Source organism: Streptomyces sp. NBC_01669 (genome assembly GCF_026339735.1).
Lineage (GTDB): Bacteria > Actinomycetota > Actinomycetes > Streptomycetales > Streptomycetaceae > Streptomyces > Streptomyces yanii.
In genome coordinates this window covers 2,299,932-2,315,738 of sequence record NZ_JAPEQG010000001.1, presented here as the reverse complement: position 1 = coordinate 2,315,738, position 15,807 = coordinate 2,299,932, and the positions used below count along the sequence as shown (strand labels likewise).

Here is a 15,807-nt window from a genome sequence, read left to right as displayed (position 1 = left end):
TACATCAGTGCGTCCTCAAGACGCCGGAACGACTCCGTCGGGCCCGGGGCCCTGCCGGGCAGGACCCCGGGCACCGGACGGGTCAGACGGTGGCCAGCGGCTGGCCGGGCGTCAGATCGATCGCGGTCCTGCCCGCGGCCGCGGCGAGTACGGCCTCGGCAACGGCGACAGTCCCGGTGGCCTGCTCCAACGTCACGATGTCGGCTTCCTTGCCGAGCACGGCGTCACGGAAACTCTCGTGCTCGACCAGCAACGGTTCGCGCTTGACGATCGCGTATCGCGTCACATCGCCCTCGGAAACGCCCCGGAACTGCCGCAGTCCCTCCCACTCGGTGGGCTGCGAGCCATTTGCGTAGAACCAGAGGTCGGCGGTGAGAGTGTCGGCCACGAAGCAGCCGTGCTCACCCGTCACGATGGTGACCCGCTCCTTGAGCGGGGACAGCCAGTTGACGAGGTGGCTGGTGACCACGCCGTTGGAGAGATGCCCGACGAAGGCCACCATGTCCTCGTGCGCCCGGCCGCTGCGCGACACCGTTGCAGAACTCACGGACTCGTAACGGCTGTTGGTGAGCCAGGCGGTCAGGTCGATGTCGTGGGTGGCCAGGTCGTACACCACGCCGACGTCCGCGATGCGGGCCGGGAACGGTCCCTGGCGCCGCGTCACTACCTGGTACACATCGCCGAGTTCGCCGAGATCCAGGCGCGTACGCAGTTCACGAAGGGCGGGGTTGAAGCGCTCGATGTGGCCGACGCCGGCCACCAGGCCACGCTCGTCGAAGGCTCGGCTGATCGTCTCGGCCGACTCAACCGAGGGTGCGATCGGCTTCTCGATGAGGGCGTGGATGCCGCGTTCGGCCAGGCCGAGTGCGACCTCCTCGTGCAGGGCTGTGGGACAGGCGACGACCGCGTAGTCGATCCCCTGGTCCATGAGCTCCGTCACCGAGCGCACGACGGGCACGCCTGTGGGGGCGCTGTCCGCGGCGGCCACCGGGTCCGCCACGGCGACGAGTTCGACGCCATCGAGGCCCTGCAGGACGCGGGCGTGATTGCGGCCCATGGAGCCGAGACCGATCAGCCCGGCCCGAAGCGGCTTCTGCGTGCTCATGCCAGGACCTCCACGACCTCGTTGACGGTGGCCGTCAGACGGTCGAGCTCCTGCGGCGTGAGCATCGGGTGGACGGGAATGGAGAGAGCCTCCGCCGCGGCCCGCTCGGTCTCGGGCAGATCCCCGGCTGCGTAGCCGAGGACCTTCTCGCCGGTCTGGAACGGTGCCAGACGGTGCACCGGGGTGGGGTAGTAGACAGCGTTGCCGATGCCCCGTTCCTGGAGCTCGCGGGAGACGGTGTCTCGGTCCTTGCCGCTCGCGGCACTCACCCGGATCGTGTACTGGTGGTAGACATGCTCCGCCCCCTCGGCAACCGGCGGCGTGACGACCCCGCGCAGACCGGAGTCGAGCGCGGCCGCGTTGGCGCGGCGCTGCTGCGTCCACGTGTCCAGGCTGCGCAGTTGTACGCGGCCGATCGCCGCGGCGACATCGGTCATCCGGACGTTGAAGCCGACGATTTCGTTGGCGTACCGCTGCTCCATGCCCTGGTTGCGCAGGAGGCGCAGCGTCCGGGCGACCGTGGCGTCGCCGGTGGTGACCATGCCGCCTTCGAGGCTGTGCATGTTCTTGGTCGGGTAGAAGCTGAAACAGGCGGCCGCACCGAACGCGCCCACCGGCGTTCCGTTCAGGGAGGCGGCGTGGGCCTGTGCGGCGTCCTCGACGATCGCGAGACCGTGTCGCTCGGCCAGCGCGGTGAACGGACCCATGGCCGCCGGGTGCCCATAGAGGTGCACGGGCATGATCGCTGCAGTGCGCGGAGTGATCGCGGCCTCGACGGCCTGCGGGGAGAGGCAGAAGCTGTCGGGCTCGATGTCCGCGAAGACCGGGGTCGCGCCGACGAGGCGGACAGCGTTGGCGGTGGCGGCGAAGGTGAAGGAAGGAACGATCACTTCGTCGCCGGGACCGATACCGAGCGCCATCAGTGACAGGTGCAGCGCACTGGTCCCGGAGTTGACGGCGACGCAGTGCCGGCCGTCGACGAACTTCGAGAACTCCTCCTCGAACGCAGCGACCTCGGGCCCCTGGGCGACCATGCCGCTGCGCAGTACGCGCACGGCGGCCTCGATCTCGTCCTCTCCGATCACCGGAGCTGCTGCGCGGATCATGCGCTGGTCATTAGTCATCGTTCCACTTCACAAAGGTCGGGGTGCTGGGTACTGCGCGGGCCGGTAGGCGTCGACCTGGTTCGCAGGAGGCCGCGAGGAGCCCGGTCCGGGTTGCTCGTAGGGGCTGGGTACGGGGAAGTAGCTCTCCAGGAAGGTTTTGAGCATCGCCGTGCGGGCTTCCGCGGTATCGGGGTCATCGACCGTGTCGTTGATGCAGAAGGTGTGGTAATCGCGCTGGGCGAGCAAGCGGTTGAGGTGCCGCCCGGTATTGGGCGCGGCCAGATCCAGGTAGGTGTAGCGGATCTTTCCCGTCACGGAACGGCTCGTCTGCTGCCCGTAGTAGTGGTGCAGCGAGGAGGTGATCGACAGGTCACTGGGACTGCGGAAGTGCGAGTGCTGCGTCAGCCGGTGCTCGGCCGCGTACCGCTCCTCGATCTCCTGGAGGATGTCGCGGCGCAGCGAGTGCGGCACGTGCTTCATCTTCTGGGTCAGCACCCGGTCGAACGTCCCGGCGATGACGACGCGGTTGTTCTTCGCGGCGATTTCCGACGGAGGGTCTTCCGGCGAGGGCGGTGTCATGGGGACCAGCGCGTTCGAGGGGAAGTACTTCGAGAGCCCGTTGGCGTGGAAGAACTCGCCCGGCGTGACGCTGCGGCCGAGGAAGACGTCGTCGTTGAAGTACAGGAAGTGGTCGGAGAGTCCGGGAATGTGGTGCAGCTGGCTCTCGATGGCGTGCGAGTTGAAAGTCGGCAGCGCGGTCGGGTCGGTGAAGATGTCGCGGTGGTGGACGACCTTGATGCCGGGGTGGGCGCTGTTCAGCCAGGCCGGCACCTGCCCGTCCGTGACCAGGTAAATGGTGCGCAGCCAGGGGGCGAACTGGTGGAGTGAACGCAGGGAGTAACGCAGTTCGTCGCGGCTGGTGAAGCGGGCGGCACTGATGGCTTGTTCGTGGTAGTCGGTTTGGCCCAGCGCGTTGGCCCGACGGCGGATCCACTCCGGGTCGGCCCCGTCGACCCAGGTGTAGACGGCGTCCACCGGGAAGGTGACCTCGTCCGGGAGGGAGAGAGTGAACTCCGAACGGGTGTCCACCTGGGGCAGGGCGCCCATTGCGCCGCTGATCGGGCCGGTGAAGTGGCTGACCGGTACCTGTACGGGATTCTCGGCGGCGACGACGGCCGTGGCTGTGAGATTGGGCACGGGGGCGATGAGCAGCCCGCCCTGCTCGGCCCAGAATTCGATGACGCAGGCGTGATTGGGCCCCAGCGTCCAACGTCCCGTGGGGTCGGTGAGCAGCCACCAGATGCGCAGAATCGATTCTTCGCCGAGTTGCGACCAGGAGCCCCGCTGATCGGCGTGCAGCGGGCGTCCCCCCGTTGTGCCGCCCGCGAGCAGCGCACCCTCGGCGAGCGCACTCACCCGCAGCGCCCGCTCCGCCCGGGCGCGTTCGCTCGCGGGGACCGCGACGGCGGTCATGGTGACGGAATTGCTGCGCACACAGAAGTGCGGAATGCCATGCCGCTCCAGAACGTCGCAGACGCGCAGAAGGTTGGTGGCGCGGGCGACGGAGGGGGTGAGGCCCTCGGTGACCTCGGCGGCACGGACCTTGCGCCCGGACCAGACGAGCCGCACGCCGGCACGACGCGCGTCGTGACGGAGCCGCTTGCTGAGTCGCACGCTCACGTGCTTGCGCAGGCCCCGCCACGCGCTACCCAGACCTGCCAACGCGTGCTGCAGGAACAGTCGGCTGTCCGCCGGGAAGATCCTTACCATCCGCTGCCGCAATGCGTGCGGAAGCAGGCGCCGATAGAGGCGCACGAGCGTAGATGTCTCGGGGTTGCCCATCGCTCGATAACCTCTTGTCCCCCCGCTCGGCCTCTCGGCGAGCAACCAGTACCTGTGACAGCGACGCGTTGGTTCGCTCGGTCCGGCGGAGTGTGGGGGTGGTGCATCCACCGTTCAGTGCAGCCGAGTGAAACCAGCATGTCGTAGAGGTGAAGATTAACAACAAAGTAAGGTTGAAGTCGACAATAAAAGATTCCGATCCGGCTACGTTCCGGACTTTTGGTGCGCAAAAGCGGGCCATACGACAAAATCGCATGGCCCGCCATGGCGGCTCTTGTCCGCTTTTTTGTGAAGGTGCGTCAGATGCGTGCGGACGTGTTACGCCGGAACGCTCGCCACGCCCTGCGCCAGGAACTTCTTGCCGTTCACCCGCTCCGAGACGCCCTCACGGTCCAGGTACGGCGTGATGCCGCCCAGGTGGAAGGGCCAGCCCGCACCGGTGATCAGGCAGAGGTCGATGTCCTGGGCCTCGGCGACGACGCCCTCGTCCAGCATCAGACCGATCTCCTGCGCCACTGCGTCCAGGACGCGGTCGCGGACCTGCTCCTCGGACAGGACGACATCGCCCTGCTTGAGGAGCGCGGCGACCTCCGGGTCCAGCTCCGGCCGGCCCGACTCGTACACGTAGAAGCCGCGCTTACCGGCCTTGACGACCGCCGCGAGGTTCTCGGAGACGGTGAAACGCTCCGGGAAGGCGCGGTTCAGGGTCTCGGAGACATGCAGACCGATGGCCGGGCCGACCAGCTCCAGGAGCACCAGCGGGGACATCGGCAGACCGAGGGGCTCGATGGCCCTCTCGGCGACATCGACCGGGGTGCCCTCGTCGATGACGTTCTGGATCTCGCCCATGAAGCGGGTGAGGATGCGGTTGACGACGAACGCCGGGGCGTCCTTCACCAGCACCGCGGTCTTCTTCAGCTTCCGTGCCACACCGAACGCCGTGGCCAGTGAGGCGTCGTCGGTCTGCTCGCCGCGGACGATCTCCAGCAGCGGGAGGATCGCGACCGGGTTGAAGAAGTGGAAGCCGACGACCCGCTCCGGGTGCTGCAGCTTCGAGGCCATCTCGGTGACCGAGAGGGACGAGGTGTTGGTGGCGAGGATCGCGTGCGCCGGGGCGACCGCCTCGACCTCCGCGAACACCTGCTGCTTGACGCCGATCTCCTCGAAGACGGCCTCGATGATGAAGTCGGCGTCGGAGAAGCCCTCGGCCTTGTCCAGCACACCGGTGACCAGGGCCTTGAGGCGGTTGGCCTTGTCCTGGTTGATCCGGCCCTTGCCGAGCAGCTTCTCGATCTCGGCGTGGACATAGCCCACACCCTTGTCGACGCGCTCCTGGTCGATGTCGGTCAGGACGACCGGCACCTCCAGGCGGCGCAGGAACAGCAGCGCCAGCTGCGAGGCCATCAGACCGGCGCCGACGACGCCGACCTTGGTGACCGGGCGGGCCAGGGACTTGTCCGGGGCACCGGCCGGGCGCTTGGCACGCTTCTGGACCAGGTTGAAGGCGTAGATCCCGGAGCGCAGCTCGCCGCCCATGATCAGGTCCGCGAGGGCCTGGTCCTCGGCGTCGAAGCCGGCGCTCAGGTCGCCGTCCTTCGCCGCGGCGATGATCTCCAGCGCGCGGTACGCGGCCGGAGCGGCGCCGTGCACCTTGGAGTCGGCGATGGCCTTGCCACGGGCGACGGCCTGGTCCCAGGCGTCACCGCGGTCGATCTCGGGGCGCTCCACCGTGACCGTGCCGTTCAGCACGTTCGCGGTCCAGATCAGCGACTGCTCCAGGAAGTCCGCACCCTCGAAGAGGGCGTCGGCGATCCCGAGCTCGAAGACCTGCTTGCCCCCCAGCTGACGGTTCTGGTTCAGCGAGTTCTCGATGATCACCGAGACCGCGCGGTCGGCACCGATCAGGTTGGGCAGCAGGGCGCAACCGCCCCAGCCGGGGACCAGACCGAGGAAGACCTCGGGCAGCGAGAACGCGGGCAGCGCCTTGGAGACGGTGCGGTAGGAGCAGTGCAGACCGACCTCGACACCGCCGCCCATCGCCGCGCCGTTGTAGTACGCGAACGTCGGGACCGCGAGACCGGAGAGGCGGCGGAACACGTCGTGGCCGCCCTTGCCGATGGCGAGCGCGTCGTCGCGGTTCTTCAGCAGCTCGACGCCCTTGAGGTCGGCGCCGACCGCGAAGATGAACGGCTTGCCGGTGATACCGATCCCGGTGATCGCGCCTTCGGCGGCTTCCTTCTCGACCTGGTCGACGGCGGCGTTCAGGTTCGCCAGCGACTGCGGTCCGAAGGTCGTCGGCTTGGTGTGGTCCAGGCCGTTGTCCAGCGTGATGAGGGCGAACCTGCCCGCACCCGCCGGGAGGTCGAGGTGGCGTACGTGCGCCTGCGTGACGACCTCACCCGGGAACAGCTCGGCCGCGCCCTTCAGAAGCTCAGTGGTGGAACTCACTTGTTGCCTCCGTCGAAGTTCGGGTTCTCCCAGATGACCGTCGCGCCCATGCCGAAGCCGACGCACATGGTGGTCAGGCCGTAGCGGACGCTCGGCTGCTCCTCGAACTGGCGGGCCAGCTGCGTCATCAGACGCACACCCGAGGAGGCCAGCGGGTGACCGTAGGCGATGGCGCCGCCGTACTGGTTGACGCGCGCGTCGTCGTCGGCGATGCCGTAGTGGTCGAGGAAGGCGAGCACCTGGACGGCGAACGCCTCGTTGATCTCGAAGAGACCGATGTCGCCGATCGACAGACCGGCCTTGGCGAGGGCCTTCTCGGTCGACGGGATCGGGCCGTAACCCATGACCTCCGGCTCGACACCCGCGAAGGCGTACGAGACGAGGCGCATCTTGACCGGGAGACCGAGCTCGCGGGCGACGTCCTCGGCGGCGAGCAGCGAGGCGGTGGCGCCGTCGTTGAGTCCCGCGGCGTTACCGGCGGTGACCCGGCCGTGGGCGCGGAACGGGGTCTTCAGACCGGCGAGGGACTCCAGCGTGGTGCCCGGACGCATCGGCTCGTCGGCGGTGACCAGGCCCCAGCCCGTCTCGCCGGCCTCGGCGTTGGTGCGGCGTACGGAGACCGGCACCAGGTCCTGCTGGATCTTGCCGTTGGCGTACGCCTTGGCGGCCTTCTCCTGCGAGCGGACCGCGTACTCGTCGGCGCGGAGCTTGGTGATCTGCGGGTACCGGTCGTGCAGGTTCTCCGCGGTCATCCCCATGAAGAGGGCGGACTCGTCGACCAGCTTCTCCGACACGAAGCGCGGGTTCGGGTCCACGCCCTCGCCCATCGGGTGGCGGCCCATGTGCTCGACACCACCGGCGACGACGACGTCGTACGCGCCGAAGGCGATCGAACCGGCCGTCGACGTGACGGCGGTCAGGGCGCCCGCACACATGCGGTCGATGGAGTAGCCGGGCACCGACTGCGGCAGACCGGCCAGGATTCCGGCGGTCCGGCCCAGCGTCAGGCCCTGGTCGCCGATCTGCGTGGTCGCGGCGATGGCGACCTCGTCGATACGGGCGGGGTCCAGGTCCGGGTTGCGGCGCAGCAGCTCCCGGATGGCCTTCACGACGAGATCGTCGGCGCGGGTCTCGTGGTAGATGCCCTTCGGGCCCGCCTTGCCGAACGGGGTGCGGACGCCGTCGACGAAGACGACGTCCCGGATGGTACGAGGCACGATGGCTCTCCTCCAGGGTGCGGGATGGCACTGCTGCGGAGCACGCCCCAGAGGCGTGCCGCACTCCCTCATGCTACTTGCGAGTAACCAGACTGCCCACCCCCCACGGCGGGAGCGGCGAAGGTCACATGCGGGCGGGGCGGGCGCGCGGCCGTTTCACCCTCCATTGCCGGACAGGCCGGAAATGCCGATCGCCGGGCGGGCTCGCGATGAGCCCGCCCGGCGATGGACGAGACGGCGCGGCCGCGGGCCGCGCAACCTGGCCCGAATTCGACCTCGGGAAACCGCTCAGGCGGCTTCGGTCAGCGCGCGGACCAGCAGCGGCGCCACCTGTTCGACCTGCCAGCGCCGCGCCCCGTACGAGGTGAGCACGTCCTCGACCGCGCCCGGCGTCGGACTCTTCGGCGGCTCCCAGCAGACGCGGCGCACTGTGTCCGGCGTGATCAGGTTCTCCTGCGGCATGTGCAGCCGCTCGGCGAGCTCCGACACCGCGGCGCGGGCCGCCGACAGCCGGGCGGCGGCCGCCGGGTCCTTGTCCGCCCAGGAACGCGGCGGCGGCGGGCCCGCGAGAGGCTGGCCCGGCTGCGGGAGCTCGGCTTCGGGCAGCGCCTTGGCCCGGTCGATGGCCGCCTGCCACTGTTCCAGCTGACGCCGTCCCATCCGGTGACCGAAGCCGGGCAGGGCGGTCAGGGCCTGGACATTGGCCGGCAGCGAGAGGGCCGCTTCGACGATCGCCGCGTCGCCGAGCACCTTGCCGGGCGAGATGTCGCGGCGCTGCGCGACCTGGTCGCGGGCGTTCCACAGCTCCCGTACGACCGCCATCTGGCGGCGACGGCGCACCTTGTGCATACCGGACGTGCGGCGCCACGGGTCCTTGCGCGGGGGAGCGGGGGGCGCCGCGGCGATCGCGTTGAACTCCTCCTGCGCCCACTCCAGCTTGCCCTGACGGTCGAGCTCCCCCTCCAGGGCGTTACGCAGATCGATCAGCAGCTCGACATCGAGCGCGGCATAGCGGAGCCAGGGGTCGGGCAGCGGGCGGGTGGACCAGTCGACGGCGGAGTGCCCCTTCTCCAGCGCGTAGCCGAGCACGCTCTCGACCATCGCGCCGAGGCCGACCCGCGGGAATCCGGCAAGCCGCCCGGCGAGCTCCGTGTCGAAGAGCCCGGTGGGGGTCATCCCTATTTCGCGCAGACAGGGCAGGTCCTGGGTGGCGGCGTGCAGGATCCACTCGCTGCCGTGCAGTGCCTCGCCGAGCGACGACAGGTCGGGGCAGCCGACCGGGTCGATCAGCGCGCTGCCCGCACCCTCGCGGCGCAGCTGCACGAGATAGGCGCGCTGGCCGTAGCGGTAGCCGGAGGCGCGCTCGGCATCGACGGCGACGGGGCCGGTGCCCGCGGCGAAGGCCGCGACCACCCGGGCGAGGGCGTCGTCGGAGGTCACCACCGGGGGAATGCCCTCGCGAGGTTCGAGCAAGGGGATCGGCGCCGGGGCGACGTCGTCCGGGGGAGCGCCCCCGGTGGTTCGCAGTGAAGTGTCTGCTGCGGTCTCTTGGGCGTCGGTCACGTGTCAAGGGTATCTGTGTATGTACGGCGCCCGTCGACGGAACGTTCCGTCGACGGGCGCCGATGAATGTAAACCAGCCGGGTCCGTATCTCGGTACACGCCGGCCGGCGTGCGGGGGTCAGTGGATGATGCCCGTGCGCAGGGCCACGGCGACCATTCCGGCGCGGTCACCGGTGCCGAGCTTGCGGGCGATGCGGGCGAGGTGGCTCTTGACCGTCAGGGCGGAGAGCCCCATGGAGACGCCGATGGCCTTGTTGGACTGGCCTTCGGCAACCAGCCGGAGCACCTCCACCTCGCGGCCGGACAGTTCGCGGTAGCCGCCCGGGTGGCTCGGGGTGCCGGGGGGCCGGCGGTGCATACGGGCGGCATTGGCGCCGATGGGGGCGACGCCGGGTCGGGTCGGGTGGCCGATATTGGTGCGCGTGCCGGTGACGACATAGCCCTTCACGCCGCCCGCGAGGGCGTTGCGTACGGCGCCGATGTCATCGGCGGCCGAGAGGGCGAGGCCGTTCGGCCAGCCTGCGGCTCGGGTTTCGGACAACAGGGTCAGCCCGGAACCATCGGGCAGATGGACGTCGGCAACACAGATGTCGCGCGGGTTGCCGACGCGGGGACGGGCCTCCGCGATGGACGACGCCTCGATGACGTCACGTACTCCGAGGGCCCACAGGTGGCGGGTGACGGTGGAACGGACGCGGGGGTCGGCCACGACGACCATGGCCGTCGGCTTGTTCGGGCGGTAGGCGACCAGGCTTGCGGGCTGCTCTAGGAGAACGGACACCAGGCCTCCTGGGGAGTGGCGGGACGGGCCGGCTCGGGGATGAAGCCGGGGCGAACCGTGCTTGAAGGGTCATTGACCTCTTCGGCAGCAGACCCGTCCTCCTTTAGAGGAAGATCACGATTTCATGCGTAACAATTCGGGCAAATCGGACGGGTGATCGATTGTACGAAAATAATGCCGGTGGCTGTGCGAAAGCTGTGCGAAGCCTGTGACGCACCGTCACGGCCAGGAACCGCCGCCGGGACGAGCGGCGCAGTCCGGTGCCGCGTGCTCCGGCGGCCGGGACGAGCGTCCGGGATCCGGCGTACGGCACCGGCGGCGGGACGCTGCAGGCAGGAGGGGGTGTCCGGGGGTACGGCGGCGCGACCGGGCGTGCGGGACCGGATGTGCGGTTACGGCGGCGCGATCGAGCGTGCGGGGTCCGGCTGCGGAGCGACGGGCCGCGCCGGCGTGAGAAGCCGGGGTGCCGAACCGGCGTGCTGGACCCCCTTCCGGCGGCCGGCGCCCGGAACTGCGTCCTGGATCCGGTGCCGGACCGGCGAGAAGGAAATCGGCACAACGGAATCCGTGCGATACGGAACAGGCGTACGCCGGATCCGCCTCCGCGTCCGGCCTGATCACCCACACGGCGCATCCGGCCTACGCACCCACATGGCGCATCCGGCCCGCGCGTCCGGCCCGTGCATCAGGTCCGGGCCGCCGGGTCGGCCCGTGGAGCCCGCCCGCGCAATCCCCGCTACGGCGCCTGCGGCCCGCGCCGCTGGGGCAGTGTCACCACCGCCGCGTCGGCCGGTCCCGACGGCGGCAGACCGGCGATCTGGCACAGCAGATCTCCCCACGCCGCCAGGTGCGCCGCCATGTCCGGCACCCCGCCACGCCCCTCGCGCGGCGTCCAGGACGCACGGATCTCGATCTGGGTGGCCGGGCGCCGCTCGGCCAGTGCCCCGAAGTAGTGGGAACCGGCGCGGGTGACCGTGCCGCCCGCCTCCCCGTACGACAGGCCCCGCGCCTCCAGCGCGCCGGTCAGCCAGGACCAGCACACCTCCGGCAGCAGCGGGTCGGACGCCATCTCCGGCTCCAGCTCGGCGCGTACCAGCGTCACCAGCCGGAATGTGCCCTGCCAGGCGTCATGCCCGGCCGGGTCGTGCAGCAGCACGAGGCGGCCGTCGGCGAGATCGTCCTCGCCGTCGACGACCGCCGCCTCCACGGCGTACGCGTGCGGAGCGAGGCGTTGGGGCGGCCGAGTCGGCTCCACTTCCAGCTCGGGGCGGAGCCGCGCCGAGCGCAACGCTTCCACCGCCGACCGGAACGCGGGCGGGACGGAACTGCCCTCCGCACTGTCCTTGCCGTCAGCGCTGTCGGAATGTTCGGAAAATTGTCCCTGAGCCGGAGCCATGCGGGGAAGAGTAGGCGGAACCGGAGCCTCGTGCAGGGAGGGACACCCTGCGGGACTCGGCTCCTTACCGCTTCATGCGAAGATTCTGTGCGTGAGCGCCAACGACAGCCCCTCGGGCCAGCAGAAAAAGACCTCCGCCACCCATGAGTCGGCGTTTCTGAAGGCATGCCGCCGTGAGCCCGTGCCGCACACGCCGGTCTGGTTCATGCGTCAGGCGGGGCGCTCACTGCCCGAGTACCTGAAGGTGCGCGAGGGCATCGCGATGCTCGACTCCTGCATGATGCCGGAGCTGGTCACGGAGATCACGCTGCAGCCCGTACGCCGCCACAAGGTCGACGCGGCGATCTACTTCAGCGACATCGTCGTCCCGCTCAAGGCCATCGGGATCGACCTCGACATCAAGCCCGGCATCGGTCCGGTCATCGCGGACCCGATCCGTACCCGGGCCGACCTGGCTCGGCTGCGTGACCTCACACCGGAGGACGTCCACTACGTCACCGAGGCCATCGGGATGCTCACCGCGGAACTCGGGTCGACGCCGCTCATCGGGTTCGCCGGTGCGCCGTTCACTCTCGCGAGCTACCTCGTGGAGGGCGGCCCGTCCCGCAGCCACGAGCGCACCAAGGCGATGATGTACGGCGAGCCGGAGCTCTGGGCCGAGCTGCTCGACCGGCTGGCCGAGATCACCGGTGCGTTCCTGAAGGTGCAGATCGAGGCGGGCGCCTCGGCCGTGCAGCTCTTCGACTCCTGGGTCGGCGCGCTCGCCCCCACCGACTACCGCCGCTCCGTGATGCCGGCCTCCGCGAAGGTCTTCGACGCGGTTGCCTCGTACGGTGTCCCGCGCATTCACTTCGGTGTCGGCACCGGTGAACTGCTCGGGCTGATGGGCGAGGCGGGCGCGGATGTCGTCGGCGTCGACTGGCGGGTCCCGATGGACGAGGGTGCGCGCCGGGTCGGACCCGGCAAGGCGCTCCAGGGCAACCTCGACCCGGCGGTGCTGTTCGCGCCGACGGCGACGGTGGAGGCGAAGGCACGCGAGGTTCTGGACGCGGCCGCCGGTCTGGAAGGTCACATCTTCAACCTGGGGCACGGCGTGATGCCGACGACCGACCCGGACGCACTGACCCGGCTCGTCGAGTACGTCCACACGCAGACGGCCCGCTGAACCGGTCGCCGAAACGCACCCTGCTCGCCGTGAAACCCTCGGGTTCCGCGGCGAGCAGTGCATTCGGGGGTGCTACGGGCAGTTGATGGGCGGGTTGCCGGAGTTCACCCGGCAGAAGTCGGCACCGGCACCGCCGTCGGCGGTGCCAGCGTTGACGGCGACCTGCAGGAAGTCGCCCTGGTTGCCGCCCAGCACCTGCCCGCCGGGCGCCACGGAGCCGCTCACCGAGAGGTAGTCGCTGCCGTCGTCGCCCGAGACGATGCCGCTGACCGCGGACGACGAGCCGGCCGAGATGAAGTCCTCGCCGGCGCCGCCGCTGACGCTGCCGTCGACGGGGCCGGTGAGGGCGATCGTGTCGTTGCCGCCGAGCCCGTTGACCGAGCTGCCCGCGTCGACCGACGAGCACCTGATCGAGTCACTGCCGGCCGTGCCGTTCACGGTCGGGCCCGGAGCCGGCATGCCGTTGACCGTGCACGACGTCGCGGCGTGGGCGGGGGTGCTCATGACGAGCGGGGCGATGACGAGTGAGGCGGCGCAGAGCGCACGCACAGAATGTCGGATCATGTGATCGATTTAACTCAGCGTGTTCATTTCGCCGCAACCGGTGACCACGGGTGATCGCCCGTCCGCCTGATGACGGAGTGCCCTTACACACCCGCCGCGCGCACCGCCTGAACCGTCTTGCGTGCCGCCACCAGGATCGGGTCCCACACCGGCGAGAACGGCGGGGCGTATCCCAGGTCGAGCGCCGTCATCTGCTCCACCGTCATCCCCGCGGTGAGTGCGACCGCCGCGATGTCGACGCGCTTCGCCGCTCCGTCCCGGCCCACGATCTGTACGCCGAGCAGCCGGCCCGTGCGGTACTCCGCGAGCATCTTCACCGTCATCGGCTGAGCGCCCGGGTAGTAGCCCGCCCGCCCCGTCGACTCGATCGTCGCCGTGACGAACCGCAGCCCCACCGCGCGGGCGTCCTTCTCCCGCAGCCCCGTCCGGGCGATCTCCAGGTCGCAGACCTTGCTGACTGCCGTACCGACCACGCCCGGGAATGTCCCGTACCCGCCGCCCGCATTGGAGCCGATGATCTGGCCGTGCTTGTTGGCGTGGGTGCCCAGCGCGATATGCCGGGTGCGGCCCGCCACCAGGTCGAGGACCTCGACGCAGTCACCGCCCGCCCAGATGTTGTCGTGCCCGACGACCCGCATCGACAGATCGGTGAGCAGACCACCGTGCGGGCCGACCGGGAGGCCGGCCGCGCGGGCCAGCGTCGTCTCCGGTTCGACGCCGATGCCGAGCACCACCACGTCCGCCGGGTAGGTCCCCTCCTCCGTGGCGACCGCGGTGACCCGGCCGTCGGCAGCAGTGATGATCTTGCTGACCCCGGCACGGTTCACGGTCGTGATGCCCAGGCCGTCCATCGCGTCGTGGACCAGGCGCCCCATGTCGGGGTCGAGCGTCGCCATCGGCTGCTCCCCGCGGTTGAGGACCGTCACCTCGAAGCCGTGCTTCAGCAGCGCCTCCGCCATCTCGACACCGATGTAACCGGCGCCCACCACGACCGCGCGCCGGCCGGGCGCCCGGTCCAGGGAGTCCAGCAGCGCCTGGCCGTCGTCCAGGGTCTGCACCCCGTGCACCCCGGCCGCGTCCATGCCGGGCAGCGCGGGGCGCACCGGCCGGGCACCGGTCGCGATCACCAGCTTGTCGAAGCCGGCCCAGTACGTCCCGCCGGTCTCCCGGTCCAGCGCGCGCACCCGCTGCCCGGCGACATCGATCTCCGTCACCTCGGTGCGCATCCGCAGATCGATGGCGCGGGCCCGGTGCTCCTCGGGCGTACGGGCGATGAGGTCGTCCCGCTGCTCGACGTCCCCGCCGACCCAGTAGGGGATGCCGCAGGCGGAGTACGAGGTGAAGTGGCCGCGCTCGAAGGCGACGATGCCCATCTCGTCCGGCCCCTTGAGCCTGCGGGCCTGGGACGCGGCGGACATGCCCGCCGCGTCCCCACCGATGACCACCAGTCGCTCCGCTGCCATGCCGGGTCCCTTCGAGCGTCGAGTCCGAAGGGTCCACGCTACGACCCTCAGGGAGCGGACGGAGTCTCCGGAGGTGCGGGGGCGTGCTCGGGCGCCGCCGTCGGTACGGGGGCGTGCTCGGCCGCCCGGGGCGCGCCTCGCCGGGTGAGCCGGGTGCGCACCAGCCGCCAGAGCAGCAGCAGCGCGGCTGCGGCCGCCAGGAACGGCGCCGCCGCACCCACCGCCATCGCGATCCACTTCACCATGGTCACGAACGCGTGCCAGCCGCCGCCGAGCGCGTCCACGAACCCCGGATCGTCGTCGTCCGCGCCCTGCGCCGCGGACTCCGGCTCGGAGAGGTCGAGAGTGATCGTCGCCAGGGTGGTGCGGTCCTTGAGCGACTCCTGCCGAGCGAGCAGCGACTCCAGCTCTGCCTGGCGATTGCTCAGTTCCCCTTCCAGGGCCACCACATCGGCAATCTTCTCGGCCCGGTCCATCAGTTTCCGGACCCGGGCGACGCTCGCCCGCTGGGTGGCGATCCGGCTCTCCACGTCGACGACCTGATCGGTGACGTCCTTGGCCTCCGACGTACGGGACAGCAGCTTCCCGCCGCCCGCCAGCTTCCGCAGCACGGCGTCGTACTCGGCCTGCGGCACCCGTAGCACGAGGTGCGACATCTCGTGCGTGTCGTCGACCCGGTCGGTGGACTCGTTCGCCACCAGCCCGCCCGCATCCTCCGTGACCGAACGGGCCGCCGCGGCCGCCTTCGGCACGCTCTTCACCTCCACGGAGAGCGAGGCCTTCCGGATGACATGGGTGGTGGTCAGCGCAGGGGACCTGGTCGACCGAGCCGGACTGCCGTCGGTGGCACCCCGGTCCGACTCCCCGCCGGCGGAGTCGGCGCGCCCCGCAGGAGCTGCCGCCTTGTTGTTCGCGGAGTCCGCCGCACTCTTGCTGTCGGAGCTGTCGTCGGCGCCGCCGCAGCCGCTCAGCGCGAGCAGCGCGGCAAGCATCCCGGCGGCGAGCACCGTGCGCGAACGACGGGTGGACGAACGGCTCGAATGACGTTCTCTCTGCATAACTGCTCCCCCGCGGTGGGTGGTTGATGGTGCCGGTTCGACGTGCGAGACGGGGGTGAGGGTTGCCCTTTACCGGTTTCGAAGCGGTCACGGTCATGA

Annotated in this window: 12 protein-coding genes; 1 reads left to right on the top strand and 11 read right to left on the bottom strand. The window is 70.2% G+C overall.

Features of this window, described 5'->3' with window-relative positions; all coding sequences use genetic code 11:
- Positions 1 to 82: 82 nt before the first annotated feature.
- From OG972_RS10125 to OG972_RS10090, 8 genes are all read right to left on the bottom strand, one after another.
- On the bottom strand, positions 83 to 1,105 hold the full coding sequence (locus OG972_RS10125; protein WP_266980260.1) for a Gfo/Idh/MocA family protein: 1,023 nt from the start codon (positions 1,103 to 1,105) through the stop codon (positions 83 to 85).
- Complete coding sequence (locus tag OG972_RS10120) at positions 1,102 to 2,229, bottom strand: DegT/DnrJ/EryC1/StrS aminotransferase family protein (RefSeq protein ID WP_266980258.1); 1,128 nt, start codon at positions 2,227 to 2,229, stop codon at positions 1,102 to 1,104. The genes OG972_RS10125 and OG972_RS10120 overlap by 4 nt, the downstream gene beginning before the upstream one ends.
- 9 nt (positions 2,230 to 2,238) lie before the next feature.
- Positions 2,239 to 3,885, bottom strand: coding sequence for a stealth family protein (locus OG972_RS10115; protein WP_266980256.1), 1,647 nt, complete (start codon positions 3,883 to 3,885; stop codon positions 2,239 to 2,241).
- Positions 3,886 to 4,371: 486 nt separating this feature from the next.
- Entirely contained in the window at positions 4,372 to 6,501 is a 2,130-nt protein-coding gene (locus OG972_RS10110; protein ID WP_266980255.1) for a 3-hydroxyacyl-CoA dehydrogenase NAD-binding domain-containing protein, read from the bottom strand.
- Complete coding sequence (locus OG972_RS10105; RefSeq protein ID WP_266980253.1) at positions 6,498 to 7,718, bottom strand: acetyl-CoA C-acyltransferase; 1,221 nt, start codon at positions 7,716 to 7,718, stop codon at positions 6,498 to 6,500. Before OG972_RS10105 ends, OG972_RS10110 begins: the two co-directional genes overlap by 4 nt.
- 288 nt (positions 7,719 to 8,006) lie before the next feature.
- A complete protein-coding gene (locus OG972_RS10100) occupies positions 8,007 to 9,281 on the bottom strand; it encodes a ribonuclease D (RefSeq protein ID WP_266980251.1) in 1,275 nt (424 codons plus the stop codon).
- Positions 9,282 to 9,399: 118 nt separating this feature from the next.
- Positions 9,400 to 10,062 carry a response regulator transcription factor gene (locus OG972_RS10095; RefSeq protein WP_024488613.1) on the bottom strand — a complete coding sequence of 221 codons (663 nt, stop codon included), beginning with the start codon at positions 10,060 to 10,062 and terminating at the stop codon, positions 9,400 to 9,402.
- Between the two features lie 736 nt (positions 10,063 to 10,798).
- Entirely contained in the window at positions 10,799 to 11,458 is a 660-nt protein-coding gene (locus tag OG972_RS10090; protein ID WP_266980249.1) for a DUF3000 domain-containing protein, read from the bottom strand.
- Positions 11,459 to 11,549: 91 nt separating this feature from the next.
- Between OG972_RS10090 and hemE the strand changes: the two genes are divergently transcribed.
- Complete coding sequence (gene hemE / locus OG972_RS10085; RefSeq protein ID WP_266980247.1) at positions 11,550 to 12,623, top strand: uroporphyrinogen decarboxylase; 1,074 nt, start codon at positions 11,550 to 11,552, stop codon at positions 12,621 to 12,623.
- 72 nt (positions 12,624 to 12,695) lie between these two features.
- On the opposite strand, the gene OG972_RS10080 is transcribed toward hemE, so the two are convergent.
- The 3 genes from OG972_RS10080 to OG972_RS10070 form a co-directional block, all read right to left on the bottom strand.
- A complete protein-coding gene (locus tag OG972_RS10080; RefSeq protein WP_266980246.1) occupies positions 12,696 to 13,187 on the bottom strand; it encodes a hypothetical protein in 492 nt (163 codons plus the stop codon).
- Positions 13,188 to 13,270: 83 nt separating this feature from the next.
- Complete coding sequence (locus OG972_RS10075; RefSeq protein WP_266980245.1) at positions 13,271 to 14,650, bottom strand: FAD-dependent oxidoreductase; 1,380 nt, start codon at positions 14,648 to 14,650, stop codon at positions 13,271 to 13,273.
- Between the two features lie 47 nt (positions 14,651 to 14,697).
- Positions 14,698 to 15,708, bottom strand: coding sequence for a DUF4349 domain-containing protein (locus OG972_RS10070; RefSeq protein ID WP_266980244.1), 1,011 nt, complete (start codon positions 15,706 to 15,708; stop codon positions 14,698 to 14,700).
- Between the last annotated feature and the right edge of the window lie 99 nt (positions 15,709 to 15,807).

Excerpts from the sequence above, each read along its gene's own strand:
- OG972_RS10125 (WP_266980260.1), bottom strand. The coding sequence starts at position 1,105 with ATGAGCACGCAGAAGCCGCTTCGGGCCGGGCTGATCGGTCTCGGCTCC.
- OG972_RS10120 (WP_266980258.1), bottom strand. The coding sequence starts at position 2,229 with ATGACTAATGACCAGCGCATGATCCGCGCAGCAGCTCCGGTGATCGGA.
- OG972_RS10090 (WP_266980249.1), bottom strand. The coding sequence starts at position 11,458 with ATGGCTCCGGCTCAGGGACAATTTTCCGAACATTCCGACAGCGCTGAC.
- OG972_RS10080 (WP_266980246.1), bottom strand. The coding sequence starts at position 13,187 with ATGATCCGACATTCTGTGCGTGCGCTCTGCGCCGCCTCACTCGTCATC.
- OG972_RS10075 (WP_266980245.1), bottom strand. The coding sequence starts at position 14,650 with ATGGCAGCGGAGCGACTGGTGGTCATCGGTGGGGACGCGGCGGGCATG.
- OG972_RS10070 (WP_266980244.1), bottom strand. The coding sequence starts at position 15,708 with ATGCAGAGAGAACGTCATTCGAGCCGTTCGTCCACCCGTCGTTCGCGC.